This is a genomic window from Listeria monocytogenes ATCC 19117 (genome assembly GCF_000307025.1).
GTDB lineage: Bacteria > Bacillota > Bacilli > Lactobacillales > Listeriaceae > Listeria > Listeria monocytogenes_B.
This window is the reverse complement of sequence record NC_018584.1, coordinates 575,932-594,087: the sequence shown is the minus strand read 5'-3', so window position 1 is coordinate 594,087 and position 18,156 is coordinate 575,932. Positions and strand designations below refer to the sequence as shown.

The 18,156-nt window shown below is 39.3% G+C and carries 15 protein-coding genes; 3 read left to right on the top strand and 12 right to left on the bottom strand.

What is annotated here, in order from left to right:
- Positions 1–18: 18 nt before the first annotated feature.
- The 8 genes from LMOATCC19117_RS02880 to LMOATCC19117_RS02845 all read right to left on the bottom strand — a co-directional run bounded on the left by LMOATCC19117_RS02880 (position 19) and on the right by LMOATCC19117_RS02845 (position 9,791).
- Positions 19–1,374: a PFL family protein gene (locus tag LMOATCC19117_RS02880; protein WP_003721328.1), complete on the bottom strand. Its 1,356-nt coding sequence runs from the start codon at positions 1,372–1,374 to the stop codon at positions 19–21.
- Between the two features lie 18 nt (positions 1,375–1,392).
- Positions 1,393–1,662, bottom strand: a complete 270-nt coding sequence (locus tag LMOATCC19117_RS02875) for an ACT domain-containing protein (RefSeq protein ID WP_003721327.1) — start codon at positions 1,660–1,662, stop codon at positions 1,393–1,395.
- Between the two features lie 77 nt (positions 1,663–1,739).
- Positions 1,740–2,570 (bottom strand): class I SAM-dependent methyltransferase, encoded by an 831-nt coding sequence (locus LMOATCC19117_RS02870; RefSeq protein WP_003734859.1) that lies wholly within the window; start codon positions 2,568–2,570, stop codon positions 1,740–1,742.
- 59 nt (positions 2,571–2,629) lie between these two features.
- The gene (locus LMOATCC19117_RS02865) at positions 2,630–3,484 is read right to left on the bottom strand and encodes a diguanylate cyclase domain-containing protein (protein ID WP_003725438.1); all 855 of its coding nucleotides are present in this window, start codon (positions 3,482–3,484) and stop codon (positions 2,630–2,632) included.
- A 14-nt stretch (positions 3,485–3,498) separates the two neighbouring features.
- Complete coding sequence (locus tag LMOATCC19117_RS02860; RefSeq protein WP_003734860.1) at positions 3,499–5,550, bottom strand: cellulose biosynthesis cyclic di-GMP-binding regulatory protein BcsB; 2,052 nt, start codon at positions 5,548–5,550, stop codon at positions 3,499–3,501.
- Between the two features lie 15 nt (positions 5,551–5,565).
- The gene (locus LMOATCC19117_RS02855; RefSeq protein ID WP_003727288.1) at positions 5,566–6,816 is read right to left on the bottom strand and encodes a glycosyltransferase family 2 protein; all 1,251 of its coding nucleotides are present in this window, start codon (positions 6,814–6,816) and stop codon (positions 5,566–5,568) included.
- 10 nt (positions 6,817–6,826) lie between these two features.
- Positions 6,827–8,323: a hypothetical protein gene (locus tag LMOATCC19117_RS02850; RefSeq protein WP_003734861.1), complete on the bottom strand. Its 1,497-nt coding sequence runs from the start codon at positions 8,321–8,323 to the stop codon at positions 6,827–6,829.
- Positions 8,316–9,791, bottom strand: coding sequence for a hypothetical protein (locus tag LMOATCC19117_RS02845; protein WP_003734862.1), 1,476 nt, complete (start codon positions 9,789–9,791; stop codon positions 8,316–8,318). Before LMOATCC19117_RS02845 ends, LMOATCC19117_RS02850 begins: the two co-directional genes overlap by 8 nt.
- Before the next feature lie 229 nt (positions 9,792–10,020).
- On the opposite strand from LMOATCC19117_RS02845, the gene LMOATCC19117_RS02840 reads away from it, so the two are divergent.
- Both LMOATCC19117_RS02840 and LMOATCC19117_RS02835 read left to right on the top strand, forming a co-directional pair.
- A complete protein-coding gene (locus LMOATCC19117_RS02840) occupies positions 10,021–10,761 on the top strand; it encodes a MerR family transcriptional regulator (RefSeq protein WP_003734863.1) in 741 nt (246 codons plus the stop codon).
- Positions 10,762–10,900: 139 nt separating this feature from the next.
- On the top strand, positions 10,901–12,562 hold the full coding sequence (locus LMOATCC19117_RS02835) for a SulP family inorganic anion transporter (protein WP_003734864.1): 1,662 nt from the start codon (positions 10,901–10,903) through the stop codon (positions 12,560–12,562).
- A 45-nt stretch (positions 12,563–12,607) separates the two neighbouring features.
- On the opposite strand, the gene LMOATCC19117_RS02830 is transcribed toward LMOATCC19117_RS02835, so the two are convergent.
- Complete coding sequence (locus LMOATCC19117_RS02830) at positions 12,608–13,051, bottom strand: hypothetical protein (protein ID WP_003731266.1); 444 nt, start codon at positions 13,049–13,051, stop codon at positions 12,608–12,610.
- Between the two features lie 106 nt (positions 13,052–13,157).
- Positions 13,158–13,910 carry a MurR/RpiR family transcriptional regulator gene (locus LMOATCC19117_RS02825; protein ID WP_003726690.1) on the bottom strand — a complete coding sequence of 251 codons (753 nt, stop codon included), beginning with the start codon at positions 13,908–13,910 and terminating at the stop codon, positions 13,158–13,160.
- A 201-nt stretch (positions 13,911–14,111) separates the two neighbouring features.
- On the opposite strand from LMOATCC19117_RS02825, the gene LMOATCC19117_RS02820 reads away from it, so the two are divergent.
- Positions 14,112–15,428 (top strand): 6-phospho-beta-glucosidase, encoded by a 1,317-nt coding sequence (locus LMOATCC19117_RS02820; RefSeq protein ID WP_003726689.1) that lies wholly within the window; start codon positions 14,112–14,114, stop codon positions 15,426–15,428.
- A 31-nt stretch (positions 15,429–15,459) separates the two neighbouring features.
- Here the strand turns inward: LMOATCC19117_RS02820 and LMOATCC19117_RS02815 are convergent, their stop codons facing one another.
- Together LMOATCC19117_RS02815 and LMOATCC19117_RS02810 are read right to left on the bottom strand one after the other, a co-directional pair.
- On the bottom strand, positions 15,460–16,464 hold the full coding sequence (locus LMOATCC19117_RS02815; protein WP_003740448.1) for an ROK family transcriptional regulator: 1,005 nt from the start codon (positions 16,462–16,464) through the stop codon (positions 15,460–15,462).
- Between the two features lie 130 nt (positions 16,465–16,594).
- Positions 16,595–18,010 carry a DHA2 family efflux MFS transporter permease subunit gene (locus tag LMOATCC19117_RS02810; RefSeq protein ID WP_003727295.1) on the bottom strand — a complete coding sequence of 472 codons (1,416 nt, stop codon included), beginning with the start codon at positions 18,008–18,010 and terminating at the stop codon, positions 16,595–16,597.
- Positions 18,011–18,156: the final 146 nt, after the last annotated feature.

Here is an 18,156-nt window from a genome sequence, read left to right as displayed (position 1 = left end):
TGGAGGAAACCTTTTTCGTTAGTTTTTAAAAGAATGAATTGGTGCTGGGATTCGACCGCCGCGAGCAATGAAGTCCACAGACGATTTTCCGTTTACTGGCATTACTGGTGCCGTGCCAAGTAAGCCGCCGAATTCGACCATGTCGCCAACTTTGGTGCCACTTGCTGGAATCACTCGGACAGCAGTTGTTTTATTGTTAATGACGCCAATAGCCGCTTCATCCGCAATCATTGCTGCTAATGTTTCGGCAGTTGTGTCACCTGGTACGGCAATCATATCCAGACCAACCGAACAAATTGCTGTCATTGCTTCTAATTTTTCGAGGTTGAGCGCCCCTTGCTGCACAGCTTCAATCATACCCGCATCCTCAGAAACAGGAATGAATGCGCCTGATAAACCACCGACATGTCCACAAGCCATTACGCCGCCTTTTTTCACTGCGTCATTTAAAAGTGCGAGTGCGGCTGTCGTGCCATGTGTTCCAACCATTTCTAGTCCCATCTCTTCCAAAATGTGTGCGACCGAATCACCAATCGCTGGAGTTGGTGCAAGTGATAAATCGACAATCCCAAAAGGAACGCCGAGTTTTTCGGAAGCGACTTGGCCAACGAGTTGACCCATCCTAGTGATTTTAAACGCTGTTTGTTTGACTGTTTCAGCAACGATATCAAACGGTTCGCCTTTTACTTTTTCAATAGCACGTTTCACCACACCTGGGCCGCTGACACCAACATTGATAACGCAGTCCGCTTCACCAACACCATGGAATGCTCCGGCCATAAAAGGATTATCCTCGACAGCATTGGCAAATACAACAAGTTTCGCGCAACCTAGGCCTTGCGTATCGGCTGTTAAGTCAGCCGTTTCTTTGATTACCTCGCCCATTTGGCGGACAGCATCCATATTGATTCCCGTTCGCGTCGAGCCAACATTGACCGATGAGCATACGCGTTCCGTTTGTGCGAGTGCTTGCGGAATCGAGCGAATCAGGATTTCGTCACCTTTCGTGTAGCCTTTTTGAACGAGTGCGGAATAGCCCCCAATAAAATTCACGCCAACTTCTTTTGCAGCAGCATCAAGTGTTTTCGCAAATTCTACGTAGTCAGTATCTGCGCTTGATCCAGCGATAATCGCAATCGGAGTGACAGAAATTCGTTTATTAATAATTGGAATGCCAAACTCAGATTCAATCGCTTCACCAACTGCAACTAAATTACGCGCTTTGGTAACGATTTTTTGATAGATTTTCTTTCGAGCCACTTCGCCGTCGCCGTCCATACAATCTAGCAAAGAAATTCCCATTGTAATCGTCCGGATGTCCAATTTTTCTTCTTCAATCATTCGTATCGTTTCTAAAATTTGATTTGTTTCCATACTAGCATCGCCCCCATCCTAAAGTTTGTGCATTGCGTTGAAAATTTCTTCCCGCTGAATATGTATTTTTACTTGGAGGTCCTCGCCTTTACCGGCTAATTCTGCCTTTACTTCATCAAATTCTTTCGTGATCTGGCTAATATCGCACATCATCATCATCGTAAAATAACCATCCATAATCGTTTGGGATACATCCACAATATTGATATTCAGTTCAGCTAATTTATTACTAACACCTGCGACAATACCCACATTATCTTTTCCAATTACAGTAAGTACAGCTCTCACATTCAACACTCCTTTAGTTCGTTAATACGTTCCATTATAGCATAAAAAATCTAAATCTTGTGAAAAAGAAAGCAAAATTACTTCACCTGCCAAGAAGTGCAGTATGACGCCATTGGCAAACTATTTTCAAGCGTAATTAATTTACTTTGACTGAGTAAAAATGCTTTAAATTTTTCTGGCAAACCTAAATCTGCTTCTAATTCTTTTGTGATAAAATCTTTTACATAACCAATTTCCCATCGGCTATCTTGCATTTTTTCTGAGAAGATACTTGTTTCCGCGCCCATTTTCCAGTTATGCTCTTGGATGATTTCTTGCATATCTATTGGTGTAATGAATGTTCGGATATTGGACTGCGTGTCTTGTTTGAAAGCTTCATAAGATGATTGGGTGAGCACAGCTAACATATGCGACGTTTGTTTTACATCCGTAATTCTCGTATCCCATTCCGCATAACAAACGCGTTTCGCCCACTTGCTTAGTAATTCGAGCATCATCGTGAGCTCACTTTTGGAACTAAAATACCACGAAGCATGCGATAAAACGGCTACATCAAAAGCATCTTCTGGAAAAGTGATATCACCGTTTAAAATATCTGTCCCCAGCTTAAAATCAATTTGCGCACCAAGCTTTGATTTCTGCAAATGGTCTGTCGCATCGCCAATGGTAAACGGAGCACCATAAGTCCGCGGTGCAATATCAATACCTTGCACAAAGCCACTAGCACCAACTGCATTCGCAAGTACGGCTGTCGTATCGCCTTGCCCACAACCAACCTCCAGCACTCGGTCCCCATTTTTCACTTGCCAAAAATCAACTAGTTTGATGCGGTGCTCTGTTTGGGTCCGCTGAATTTCTTTGTCATTTTCGTTTAATAGCATACAATCGACTATTTCTTCTAAGTTCATGGTATTCCTCCAATCAAAAATGAGAGTTACCTCCTAATTATAGAAGGTAACTCTCTATTTTACACGTCATATTCTAATTCTTTTGTTGCTAAATCGATAAAATCAAGTGGTGTCTTGACTTTTTCGCTATCAAATTGGCTTGTTCCAATTCGAAGTTCTAGCTTCACACGGTACTTCGCGGCAAATTCTTCGGTGTTGGCTTCAGCTATACGGCTTTTAATTCGATCCGCAACTAATTTCCCACCCGGTTCGTCAGTTAGTAACAAGAGTCCCCAAGTCGCATCATCTTTATCTAATAAGTAAAGGACATCACTCGTGCGAATACAAGTCTCTAAAATCGCTGAAATATCTTGTAACGCTAGGCGCATCTCTTCTTCGCTTTGGAATCGTTTCAACTCGCGCCAGTGACGTACTTTGATAACCATCAGTGATAAAGGTAAATCATAACGGCGCGAAATACTGGAAAAAATTCGCTCGTCATTTTGGAATGAAACGATATTTTTAAGCAAAGTTTCTTGGTCAATCGTTCCTAAATATAGATTTTGCTGTTTGATTTTCGTGTTCTCTTCTTGAAGCCTTGACGTATTTCTTGTAAACATCGCACTAGCTACTGTGAAAAGGGGCGTGATTATAAGCCAGAAGTAGCTACCAAAACCATAGGCGATTTGATTTGCGACAATTTCATAAATAATATAAGTTGCATAAATAAAAATGTAGAGGACATTTAAAATCAAACCAAGCGTTAAGTTCGTAAAATAGGTGATAATCACAAGTAAAAAGGTGATATTTAATAAAATAATGTTTCGCAAATATTCATCCGGCGTATTGATCATAAAGCCAATTGTGATGAAACAAAGCAAGATGAAAAATAAAAAGCCGATATCTGCAAATAAGTTATTCGTTATTTTTTTCATTTTTTATTTCTCCCTCACTTCCGGCTCCGGCGATATTTACGCAAGATTAGTAGGACAGCGACAACTAAGATAACGACGGTTAGAAGCGCGAATGCTCCGAACACAGTGACTTCTTTGTTATTACTGATTTTTGACCCAAAGCTTTCTTCCTGTGTATCTGCTGCTTTTTTGAATCGGTAGGAATGTATCGTGTTATCAGTATCAACAATGGCGCCATCTCCGTAAATTTTAGCTAGGTTGGCTTTTGTTGCGATTAAATCCGATCCGAGTTCTGTTTGTTTGGCACCTGGACCAGTAACTGCCAGAATTGGGACGCCATCTGATGTAATTAACTGCACACTACCAAGTTGTTTGCCGTAATTTTTTTCAATCGAGATTTTTTCATTGGAAAGGAAGTAATCGCCTGTTTTGTTGTACTGGAAATATAGGTCGTCATTGGCGTTTTTAATTACTGGATTATTATTCATTGTACCAACTGCAATAATATTCGATCCTTCTTTTGGTTTTTTCCAGTTGGCGGCATGTACGGCAGTCAAGTCTCCCCTATTTCCATCATGGAAGCGGCCTAACAGATTGAAAATATTTGCTAATGAATCTGTATCTTCTGTCGTTAATTTATCAGGAACAACGACAACTGCATTGTTAAAGTCACCATTTGCAATAAATGGGTACGGATATTGTTCAAAAAGCAAGTCTGTTTCTTCGCTTGTGTTTAAATTGATTTTTGATTCTGGGGTGATATACGCCCACGGGATTTCAGAATCTGCAATAAAGCCACAATAGTTATTTGTTAAAACTAAATCAAAGGCAACGGTAACTGAAAAATCCCCTTTTACGTTTAAATCGCTCGGAATTTGGAACGTTAATTTGTCGCCATTGGCTTTTTTAGCGGTAAGTTTTTGGCTGCCGATTGGTTTGCCGTTCACTAAAATCGTTACTAATGAATGCTCGAAATCCAAGTTTTGCGCATATCTAAAATCAAGTGATACTTCTGTTCCTGTTGATGCGCTACGGTTGGCTGGCATGCTGATGAAGTAATCTTGTGTGATATGACCAATGCCTTTTAGTTTATCGCCAGTTGTTGTTAGTTTCGTATTTTTGTCAACATTAGTCGCTGGTGTGTCGATTTTTTCGTCTGTTGTTAGCCATTTAGTATTTGTTCCAAGCTGACTTAAGTAATTTTGGTTGGCGATTAGTTTGCCAGCTTTTTTTAGTGCGTCGTTGGATTTAGAAGTAACCACGAGTGTATTCGTATTTCCGACTGTCACTACTTGGAAAAGTGCTTGTTTTTCTAATTTATTATCATCTTTTATTTGTGATTTAAGATCATTTGGTAAATTGTCATAGCTTGAAAAAAGTACGAGATAGTTTTTACCGTCACGCGTTTTTGCTTCCTCGTATTGACCAAAAGCGATATTTTTATCTTCTAACGTATTCGCTGCAGAAAATCCGGAAAGCCCTTCAAGTGCTGCGCCAAGTTCGGCATCGCCGGCTTTGTTTGAGACAGCTACTGCGCCTTGTTCACTTTTCACAGTATCAATTCCAGTGAAGCGCTCGCCAAACTCGGCAATCGTTTTTTGGAAAGCCTTATCGGAATAAGATACGTTTACTGCGCTTGTTTTATCGAATTGCAGCCAGTTGGCAGGTGTATCGTCAATCGTACAACGACCATCAGGCAAATCAGTGTAGACAAAGCTTTCGATGGATAGAACATTGACTCCTTTTTTTAACTTATCTTTCGGAATTTGGATTTCAATCTGTTTTGTTCCTTTGTCTGCTTTATCTGGTTTAAAAGAGTAGAACGCAACATCGTTTATTTTCAGTGTCATCGTGGAAACTTCTTTTTCGCTCAGTTGGGTAATTGTATACACAAGCTTTACGTTAGCGTTTGATACATCCCAGTAGTTTTCCACCGTGAAGTTTTGTTTGGTGGTTGTGAATTTTCCTTGGGCGGTTTTATCTGTTCCAAAAACCGTTTGATAGTTTTTATCTGCTGCGAGAACGTCTGGCCTATACAGAAATAGTACGGCGAACATAAGCAGCCCGATTACAGTTAATTTTTTCATTAGGCACTCTCCTTTTTAGAAACGCTCGGTTTTATACCATTTGGTTTCCCTTTTTAGTACGGTATCTTTTAAGAAAATAAAGAATCCATATGCGGCGACCACCATCCAAAGCTGGCAATACGTCACATACATCAACATAATAAATAACAAATTTGAAAAACTGATTTCGCCTTTTTCCGTGGTGAGTGTAATAAAAGTACCTGCGACAAAAAGTAAAATGGCTAGCAACCAAAGCGCCCCGCTAAGGCCAGCAAGCGTTGTATGTACAAGTCCCAGCGCATATAATACGAGTAAAACATCACTAACAATCAAGGAAGTTAATAATAAAAAGTAAATCGATAAAAAGTATAAAATATCAAAGCGAACGCGCCTACCTTCTCGTTTGAAAAGGAGTGGAACGTTTTTTAAAATTACATAAATATTGCCTTTCGCCCATCTTGAGCGCTGTTTGAACCAAACTGGTAATGTTTGCGGCTCTTGTTCCCACGTAACAGCCTTCGCTTGGAATTTGATTCGGTAACCCATCATGTAAATCCGAAAGCTAATCTCGGTATCTTCCGCGACAGCTTTCACATCCCAGCCACCGATTTCTTCTAGGAGCGACCTTCTTACAATAAAATTAGTACCAGGAATGGTGCATAGTTTGAAAAGGGCCCATCTGCCGGCCTGAGCCATCCACTGAAAACTAAGCGTTTCAATATTGATAAATCGCGTTAACCAGCTTGCATTTCGATTTCGGGTTCTGAATTTACCGATGACTGCACCAAGTTTCGCATCATTTGTAATCTCACCAACAAGGATTCTTAGCGCTTGCCGTTCCGGTGTATTATCAGCATCATAAATCGCCACCAGTTCCCCACGACTTTCCGCAAACCCAATATTGAGCGCATTCGATTTTCCTTTTCCGCCTGTAATATTATCGGTATTAATAATTTTTAAAAAGCGTGTTGGATTTTTTGCTTGAATGGCGGCTAAGAGTTCCGAGCTATTATCCGAAGAATTATCGTTAATGACAATAATTTCGTAACGATCGACCGGATAATCAAAAGCAAGCAGTGATTCAACTGTTTTCACGATTACTTTTCCTTCATTATGGGCCGGCACCATGACAGAAACAAATGGTACTTCCGCTGGTATTTCGGGCACTTTTCGCGCTTCATTTTTCAAATAATAAACATATCCTGCAACAATTAACACAATATTAATTAGCAAAAGTCCCCAAATACACACCACCGCGAATAATGCTAAATAATCTGCAATAACCATTTATTTCACCTCATTTCATATATTTTTTCATGTAAAGCCGGTATCCAAAGACAAATAAAACCCCAATAATGCCAAGTGAAAGTACAATTACTATCGTGAAAAAGGTATTTTGATAGCCGAAGAACCCTTCTAAACTGCCCGCTTGCTTGACTGTTTTATTTTTCGTTTTAATATAGTTTAAATCGCCATCGAGTGTTACTGATTGATTATTGATGTAAAGCGAACCAGCACTTGATTCAATCGTATCTTTATTTGTTTTTACCCCATGATCTTGAAATCTAAAATCGCTAATATTGTCAGTTGCTAGTTCCTCGGCTGCTGCTTTTAATTCTTTCTCGTTATCAAAGAAGGAATAGGTTATTGCGATATCAATCGGAAAGTTTCTCCCTTCAGTCGTAGTCGCATAAAAATCGTTCGCCACGCTATACGGAGACTTTTCAAAGGCACTGCCATTATTTACTTTCGTCGTATGGATGATTTTTTGATTTGGTAGCAAAATCCCGGTATTAAACGGTGCGAAACCTTCTACGCCATATACTTTATCAAAGTTCCAGTACAGTTCTGCTGTAACTCCAAGCGGTGCGACGTCATTTTCCGCGAAGAAATGTACCGATTTTTGCATAATCTTTTCAAGTTCTCCCGCTGGACTATCTCCGTACGTCACTGCTGGAACGTTCATCATAATCGTGCCGTTTTTTGCTTGAACGTAGCGCAAAATCTCCGCATAATTTTTCGCCGCTTGGAAATCTTGATTGTAAAAAACAGGCCCCGCACTCACGATAAACGGAATTCCTTTTTCATAAAAAGTATCTGCCGTTTTTTTGAGCAAATCGAAATCAATAAAAGGATTTACGCCCGTAATAAACGCATATTGGTTGGTGGTCGTTTTAATATCGAATAATGCTTTGAGTACGTCCATTAGAGCAAATTCACTCGTATTATCTGCTTGAAAAAGAGGTGCGTACGCGTAATTCCCTGCTTGAACGCCGTATGCAGCTTGTCCATTTTCAGCAGCATCCATTTCTCCAAAGCTTGTTCCTTTATAGGAAGTTATTAGATTGGTTTCGTTCACTAGCTGTGGTTTTCCAGATAATCCAGCTTGCGTTTGAATTGTGATAGAAGCCTCTGTAATTGCTTTAGTTTTCAGTTGCAATTTATCCGTTAAAAATGTTGGGGGATTTCCGCCTATGTATGCTATTTTCGCTTTGCTTTTGGCTAATTTTTCCGTCCAATCACTTGCTAAGCCATCTTTTTTATTTTGAAGTACAATAATTTCGCTTGTTTGACTTAAATCAGGATTTTCCTCCCAAGAATAAATCGTCACTCGTTTGCCCAAGCTATTTAACATTCGAAGTAGCGCATCCATATTGCCTTCATTCTCTGTACCTGTCGCCAAACTATCATAAAAAACAACGACACCATCATCCGTTTTTGCAATTGCGGAATGCCCACCAACAACGAAAATCATGAATGCTAGCAGAATACTTACAATCAGTTTTTTACGCATTCCGCTCACCTCTCTTCTTCATGTAAACTTCCAGCAGAGAAGCCGCTCCAATTAACATCGTCAAATCAAAGCACACATTAAATAAGAAATTATGTTTCGTTAAATCCGCTTCCCCGTCGCCAACTATCGTCACTAAAATCACCGCAAACCCAGAACCAATCAGCAAAACAACTAAATCAAATAAAAGCATTCCACGAATATTTTTCTCCCGGAAATGTTTAAAAGCACTCACCCCATAACAAATTAGAAAAACAAGCGCCCATAAAATTAAAAACGTAAATTTCGCTGGAGCCAATTTTTCTTTTACATCACTATAGATGGAGAAAAAATGCGTTTTCTCTTTAAATTTATACCCTGTCGCCTTTTCAAAATTCCCCATCTCAAATGGACGAATCGAAAAACTATTTTGCGCAGATAAATCTAGCATTTTCCCAAATTGTTTCGGATTTTCCAAGTAATAACTCAAAACCGTAACAAAATTATAATTAGGATAAAATTCTTTTTCCATCAGTTTTGAGTCTAAATCAATCATTTTATATTTTTGATAAAAATTCGTTCCTTTGAGTAAAGCAAATTCGGAATTCATTCCCATTTCTTCGAGCGATTTCTCCGGATTTTCTGAATCAAGTAGCACACCGCGCGTCATTGTTTGGTACTGATTTATCGTTACAAACTCCCCAGGAATAAAGGCGTACATCACAACCCCACTCAAGAAAATAACAAAAAAAGTAGCCGCTGCTGAAATCCGAAATGCACGATTTTTCCGGATGAAAAACACGAGTATTCCACAAACCGCAATAACAACCGCAATCGGGGCATTTTGCTGTTTTGCCGTAATTAAAATAAGGGATGCCACAAAAATCAAACCTAGCATCGCATAATCATTATATTTATGCTGATATAAAAGCAAAAATCCCGCCGAAATATACAGCATCATAATCAAAATAAGCCCTTCACTGAAAAAGGAATTAAAGTAAGCAGTATAAGCCGTATCTGCGAAAATAAATACCGTCAGCGCCGCAACCACATAACCCGGCCAGCCTTTCATTTTTGCCGTTAATCCCGCCACTAACAAATAAATCGCCGGCAAAAGAAGCGCTAATTGCAAGCCACCTAAAAAACGCACATCAAAAACCGTTGTTGACCAAAAAAGCTTATTTAAAAGAAGCGCCATTTGAATAAAAATACTTTGCGAAGAGTAGATAGCTACTTGGTTTTCATTAAAGTACTGATAAATCCCAAACTCCTTCACAAAATGCCCAAATTGCAGCGCGTCATAATTCGTATTATTGACAAATAAACCATTACTCGAGAAGATTCGGAAAAAGTCTCCATTATCAGCCATACCAATATACGGTGGCACAAAAAGCGCTATGAGCGTAATAATAAAAACACAAATAACCGCAAATATTTGCGGTGTTAAATGGTGCCATAGCCACATACTAATGGATTTAACTTTCCCTATCATGATGCTATCCCCTTCTTATTTACGATAGACCAATGTCACAAAATAGACACATTTACATTTCATTATACGAGAATGCCCACTTTTTTTCCATGCTTTTATTCATTTTTTTTAAAGAAGTTGACTACAACTAATTTTCTTTTCCACTAAAAAGGTTATAATAAACACAAATTCAAGCTTGACTATCACGCGACGTCATACTTTATAGTAAAAGCAGAAGGAGGAATCACTCATGCAAATAAAAGAATTAGCTGAACTCACTGGTGTAAGTGTGCGCACACTCCACCACTACGATAAAATAGGCCTACTTGTCCCGCAAAAAGATGACTGGAATGGCTATCGTATTTATTCAGAAAACGATGTCGACAAATTACAACAAATTCTTTTCTTTAAAGAACTCGATTTCCCTTTGAAAAAAATAAAACAAATTCTTGATGATCCTTTTTTCGATAAAAATGTTGCTTTAGATTTGCAGCGTCACTTACTAATAGAAAAAAAGCAGCGCATTGAAACCATGCTAGCAACCCTCGACCAGACCATCAGGAATGAAAAAGGAGAAATAACAATGACAAACAAAGAAAAATTCACTGGTTTTGATTTTTCCACCAATCCATACGAAGAAGAAGCAAAAAAACGTTGGGGCGATAAAGTAGTAGAAAAAGCCAATGAAAAAGTAAATAATATGAACGAAAAAGAAAAATTAACTTTAAAAGAAAGTTTCGACGCAGAATTTCGTCATTTAGCATCTGTTCGAGAACTCTCTCCCGAGTCAGAAGAAGCCCAACTCGCAATTGACCATTTTTTCCATTACTTGAATGACACCCACGGCAATATTTATTCCCTAGAAGCCTTTGCTGATCTTGGGGAAATGTACGTTGCTGATGAGCGCTTCACTAAAAATATCGATCAGTTCGGTGATGGCCTTTCTCACTTCCTCAAAGAAGCCATGAACATTTATGCCAAAAACAAATAAAAAAAGCCACGATTTCTTAAAAAGAGATCGTGGTTTTATGATTGGTATAACAAAGAACGGGGTAAATAGTATAAGATTTCATTAATATGTATTTATGATGTAAAATAAAGAATAAAAATACATTTCAAGGGAGGAACTTATGTTTAAACACATCTTGCTTTCACTAAATGGGTACAAAATATCCTATTTACGAAATGATGTCATTTCAGGCGTTGGTGTTGCTGCACTGACGATTCCAGTTGCAATGGGATATGCACAAGTAGCAGGACTTCCACCCATTTATGGATTATATGCATCATTTTTACCGGTTATTGCGTATGTTATTTTTGCCAGTTCACCACAACTTGTTTTCGGAATTGATGCAACGGCAAGTGCCATCACAGGATCCATCATTTTAGGAACAGCTGGACTTGCTGCCGGATCTAAAGAAGCTATCGCGCTCGCCCCAATTCTCGCATTCTTTTGTGCAATATTTTTAGTTCTTTTCTCCGTATTAAAATTAGGACGTTTCGCAAAATACATATCAGCCCCGGTTCTTAGTGGATTCATTTCCGGACTTAGTGTCTCCATCATTATGGGGCAAATTCCTAAGATAATGGGCCTAAAAGAAAGCGGAGATAGTTTCTTCTCTAGTCTAGGCATTATTTTCGGACAGTTTTTCCAGTCCAATTGGATTTCATTTGCCATGGGCGTGGTTACAGTCATTATTGTTATCACTTGTAAAAAAGTTATACCAAAAATCCCTATGTCTCTTGTAGTTTTAGTACTTGGGACAATGGCTGCTTATTTCTTTAAATTAGATCAATATAATGTTGATATTGTAGGTAAAATTCCAGTTGGTTTCCCTTCGCTAGCACTTCCAGATTTTGGTGCAAGTTCGTGGGCACTCGCGGTTGGCGGCGGTTTAGTATGTGCCATCGCAACTTTTGCCGGTTCGCTTTTACCAAGTGAAAGTTTTGCTATGAGGAACAAATATACGATTGATGATAATCGTGAGTTATTTGCTTATGGGATTTCTAATTTCGTCGCTGCGTTTTCTGGTTGTTCCCCAGCAAGTGCCAGCGTATCCAGAACTGCTGCTAACGAACAATTTCGTGGTAAAACGCAAATGGTTTCTATCGTTGCTGCGACCATTATTGCGCTAATCGTTGCCTTCTTAAGTGGCTTACTTTACTATATGCCGCAACCAGTTCTTTCAGGTATCGTATTTGCTGCCCTTGTAGGTATTATTGATGTAGATGTGTTAAAAGGTTTATTCAAAGTTTCTCGTCGTGAAGCAACTGTTTGGATTGTTGCAGCACTTGGTACCCTTTTAGTTGGCGTTATTTTCGGGGTACTACTTGGGATTTTCCTATCATTCATTAACGTAGTAAGTCGTTCGATGAAATCACCAATTGCCATTCTTGGAGTGATCGAAGGACGCCACGGTTATTTCGATTTAAAACGTAAACCAGAAGCAAAACCAATTCCAAATGTTGTCATTTATCGTTATAGCGCTTCTCTTTTCTTCGGGAATTTCAACAAATTCGCAGACGGATTAAAAGAAGCAGTTCAAGATGATACAAAACTAGTCATTTTTGAAGCGAGTGCGATTATTAACATTGATACAACCGCAACCGAATCTATGAAAGACTTGCTCAAATGGCTTGATGACAAAGGCATTGAATATTACTTCGCTGACCTAATTGATCATTTGAAAACCAGCTTTAGAAAACATGATCTTGGCTATATTATCGATAACGGCTACACGAAGAAAACCGTGGAAGACGCGCTCGAGGCTTATTATGCCGAACATAAATAACAAAACGCTTAGCCGGGCCTAAACTCGACTAAGCGTTTTTCATTTTTACAAAAGCGCAAAAATCCGCGGACTAATTAACCGCACAAACGGTGACACGATAAAAATTTGCAAAAATAAAGCCACAAAATAATTGCGCAAAATAAGAATACCTAGATGACTCCATTCGCCTTGGTTCACAATCAGGCTAAGCGTCGACATAAGCACACACATAAATGTAACCATCAACAATTGCATCATAATGATCTTTTTAAATTTCGAAGCATCTTCACTAACCAAATGGGCGTGTAGACGATACACAATTTTTCCGACAACAAAAAAGTCTAATAAAAATCCAATAAAAAGAAACGGGACAAATGCTTTTAAAATAATCATAAAGGAATTCGCGCCAATACCATTTTCAAGAAAGATATTATAAGAGCTCATGCATAAAATCATCAAAGAACACATAATAAGTGTAAAAACGACCTTCTCTTTCCTATTACTGTACATAATTTCACCTCCAAAGAACTATCGTAGCAAATTAAAAAATTCTTCGTAAGTGACAATTTTGTTACAAAAAAAGTTTTGCTCGGAAATCCAAGCAAAACTTAGCTTTTTACATTTTCTCTTTATCAATTTGCGTTCTTATTTCCCGGGCAATATTTTCAATTGTATATAGCGCCGGTAGTTGGGACGTGATATTCGCTTCCTGGTACATTTCCTTATTAATATAATAAGCGATGTTCGCGTCAGATAGCCTTGCAATTGTTGATTTCGCGCTATTCGTAATCGAAATTACTTTACAATTTTGCGCCTTCAGTTGGTGAATGTAGCGAATGATGTCTTCATTTTCCCCTTCCACCGAAATCGCAATCATGCAGATTTTATCGGATAATTTGCTCGATAAATGGTAAAACGGGTGGTTAAGCGGATCTTCAATATGTAGCGCCAGCGTAAATAATGACGAAAAATAAATCGCGCCATATTCAGCAATTACACCCGACGAACCCACCCCAGCAAATAAAACCAGTTCGCGGTCACGGAGAATTTCCACTGCGTTTTGAATTTGCGCTTTAAACTCCGGTTGCGCCGTCCGTTTTAGAAAATCAATATAAGTCGTTTCATCCGCCATATCAATTTGCGCCAACTTCTGCTCTTCCAAATAAAGCTGTAATTTCACCCGAAACTCCGAAAAACCATTACAACCAAATTTTCGGCAAAAACGTAGAATTGTCGTCGTACTCACATGCGCTTCCGTCGCCAAATCGCGAATCCGCATATAAACAACTTTATCTAAATTCGCCACAATATAATTATAAATATCTAATTCCGTATCATTTAATTCCAAATTTTTATCCAAAAAAAGCATTTTCGCACCTCTTTTCGCTTTATTTTACCATGTAACACCTCGTTACTCAAATGTGACAAGTTCCTACTTAGAAAATCCTTACCTAAACCTCGTCAAATACTAGCTATTTTTTCATAAAATTCCTATACTATAACTGTGAGAAGAAAAGGTGATACCAAATAAGTAAGCCTTTTCAAAAAAATATCCTTGGAGGTATAAATAATGACTAAAGGTATTAAAATCGCAACTATTGGTGGCGGATCAAGTTATACACCTGAACTAATCGAAGGATTTATTAAACGTCAAGACGAATTACCAGTTCGTGAACTATGGTTAGTCGACGTAGAAGCTGGCCGTGAAAAATTAGAAATCGTTGGTAATTTAGCAAAACGTATGGTAGAAAAAGCTGGCGTTGACATGGAAGTACATTTAACACTAGACCGTGAAGAAGCTTTAAAAGATGCTGATTTCGTAACAACACAATTACGTGTAGGTTTACTAGATGCACGTGTGAAAGATGAGCGCATCCCGAATTCATATGGCGTTGTTGGTCAAGAAACAAACGGACCAGGCGGCATGTTCAAAGGACTTCGCACAATCCCAGTTATTTTAGATATTTGTAAAGACATGGAACGCCTTTGCCCAGATGCTTGGTTAATCAACTTTGCTAACCCTGCAGGAATGGTAACAGAAGCAGTTCTTCGTTACAGTAACCAAAAGAAAGTTGTCGGCTTATGTAACGGCCCTATCGGCATCGAACGCAATATCGCTGAAACTCTTGGCGTAGACGTTTCTGAAATTTACGTAGAATTCGTTGGTCTAAACCACATGGTATTCGCGAAAACTGTTTATCATAATGGCAAAGACGTAACAAAAGATGTTGTTTTCAAAATGACAGAAGATGAAGCTGGCTCAAGCCTTAAAAACATCAACGCAACTGGTTGGGACAAAACGTTCTTGCGTACACTAAACATGATTCCAATCGACTACTTGCGCTACTACTGGCAAACAAAACAACAACTGGAAGACCAAGCTCGCGCATACGCAGAACATGGTACTCGTGCAGAAGTTGTTAAAAAAGTAGAAGCTGAACTATTCGAGCTTTACAAACAAGAAGAACTTGCTGAAAAACCAAAACAATTAGAACAACGCGGCGGCGCTTACTACAGTGAAGCAGCATGTAACCTAATTAACTCTATCTACAACGACAAACGCGACATTCAAATCGTTAATACTCGTAACAATGGTGCCATCCTTGATATCGACCCTGATTCCGCAGTAGAAACAAACTGTGTCATCACTCGCCAAGGCCCAATTCCACTAGCAAGCGGACGCCTTCCAATCGCTATCAACGGCATCATCCAAGAAATCAAAACTTTCGAGCGCCTAACAGCCGAAGCAGCAGTTACTGGAGATTACGACAAAGCACTCCTTGCAATGACAATCAACCCACTAACTCCAAGCGAATCTGTAGCCCGCGAAATGCTGGACGAACTTTTAGAAGCGCATAAAGAGTATTTACCGAATTTCTTTAAATAAGTAAAAAAGAGCCTGTCAAAGGGCTCTTTTTTTATATCCGCCAATCCGTCATATTATTCTCCAAATAATCAATCCCAAACGCCAAAAGCCCAATCCGATAATCCGTCGTAAACTTACGCGACAACACAATCTCCGGCAAAACCGCATATGGATAAACTTGCTTTAACTCTTCCGTCAGTTCCTCGGTGAAATCCTTCTGCCCAAAATAAAAATTTGTATAGAGCACAATCGTTTCCGGATCATAAAAACTCATCGTGAGCAGCACCATTTTACGAATGTGCGCTTTAATTTCATCCACCGAAAAATCAAAGTTATCCCAGTCCACTTGAAGCGGCATATGCTTAATCTCCCCAGCCAGCCCATTCTGACCTTTCAAAATCTCTCCGTTCATCAAAAGCCCCGCACCCGGTGGAAAACGCTCCGGATAATAAAGTCCAACGATATTCTCCTCTTTCACCGGCCGATTTTTATACCCTAAAATTGCCGCATTCGTATCCGTCTCAACCAACACCGGCAAATTCACTTCCGCCTCCAAAGTCTCCCGCAATTGCACATTTAAAAGTAGCGGAAAGTCCATCGCACGTAGCTTACCGCCTATTTCAATTCCCGGCACCCCGATTACAACACAAGAAATCTTCGGAAAAGCGCAAACAAGATCTTTCGTATTCCGTTTCAGCGCAGTAATGTCCAAATCCTCCCCAGACATATCCTCCACAAACTCCGGCTCACCAAGCAAATTATAGACCGAAAAAGAATAAGTAATTTTCTTCCACTTTTCTTGCAAACTAATAACCAACACCTGCTGAAAATTAGGATTAATTTCATACGAAACAGCTCTTCTTCCGCCAGTCGCAACCGAATTATCTTGTTCTAAAATCTCTTCATTTTCCACTAAATCACGAATCAGCTTGTTCACTGTAACTACACTTAGCCCAGTCACTTCGGCGATTTCCGCTTTCGTCATCGCACCTTGTTGCCGTAAAATCGACTTGATATTTTTCTTATTCAATTCTTTTAAATCACGAGGAATTGCCATCATCAACCACTCCATTCGTAAAGTTATTAAATAAACTTTATAAACTATATTTACTATCATTTTAACCACTCAGAACCCATTTGTCAAAACAAAAAAGAACCTCTCATTACGAGAAGTTCTCTTCGCTTTATTATTTAGCTTTACGAATAAATAACGAGCACAGAAGACCAATACAAGCCATAATCAGTCCAAAGACAAAGGCATTTTGAATTCCTGCTGTCAGTGAAGCAACCATTTGCTCCGGTCCTACTCCTTGCGCCGTTTCCATATAAGCTTTTTGTCCAGCTGACATGATCGTAATCGCAACAGCCGTTCCAATCGCGCCGGAAACTTGTTGCAACGTGTTCATAATCGCCGTACCATCAGGATATAATTTTGGCGGTAATTGGTTTAATCCGTTTGTTTGTGCCGGCATCATGACCATCGAAATCCCAATCATTAACACCGAATGAAGTACGATGATGGTTAATGCAGATGTTCCAACTTCTATTCTCGTTAAGAAAAATAGTGCCACAACCGCTACGATAAACCCTGGGATAACAAGTGCGCGTGGACCGTATGCATCGAACAAACGGCCAGTAAATGGTGACATTAAACCATTCAGCACCCCACCCGGAAGTAATACTAATCCCGCTGAAAATGCTGCGAGCGCTAAACTATTTTGCAAGTATAGCGGTAGTAAAATCATCGTTGAAAGAATCATCATAAAGCTGATAAATACTAAAATAAGTCCTAATGTGAACATTGGGTATTTAAATACTTTCAAGTCCATCAAAGGTTTTTCCATTGTTAGTTGGCGCCAAACAAAGAGTCCAAGCGCAAGTCCACCAACGATAATTGAAACTAATACCGTTGCGCTTCCCCAACCACTTTCTCCCGCACTACTAAAGGCAAATACAACTCCACCAAAACCTAGCGTCGAAAGAATAATCGATAAAATATCAATTTTCGGCTTCGTAACAACCGAAACATTTTGCATAAATTTCATTCCGAATAATAACGCAATAATAAGGAATGGCAAGGAAATCCAGAAAATCCAGTTCCAAGTTAAGTTTTCTAAAATTAGTCCTGAAATTGTCGGACCAACTGCTGGAGCAAACATAATTACCAGCCCGATCATCCCCATTGCTGAGCCACGTTTATGCTCTGGGAAAATCAGTAAAATCGTGTTAAACATTAATGGTAGTAATAGCGCCGTACCTACTGCTTGCACTACACGCCCAATCATTAACATTGCAAACGTTGGCGAAAGCGCCGCAATCAGCGTACCAGCAATCGAAAAACTCACTGCTGTAAAAAATAAACCTCGTGTTGTAAACCATTGTAAAAGTAATCCCGAAATCGGTACTAATATTCCAAGCGTTAGCAAATAACCTGTCGTAAGCCACTGCACTGTCGCTGAACTAATATCAAACACCTGAATCAAATCACTAAGCGCCATGTTAAGAGCAGTTTCACTGAATAGCCCAATGAACCCCGCCATCAAAAATGAGGCAATAATCGGTATCGGCCGAATTTTCTGCCCACCTGTTGCTTCTTGTTGCATATAGTTTCCCCCTTTTCAGACTAAAAATTAAGTAGTCTACGTTTGATATTACGGAGATTTCGCCAATAAGTCAACGTTTCAAGCTCTATTTTTACGAAAAATTTACAAGCTATGCTATACTTCGAAGTAGAAAAGAGGGATTTTTT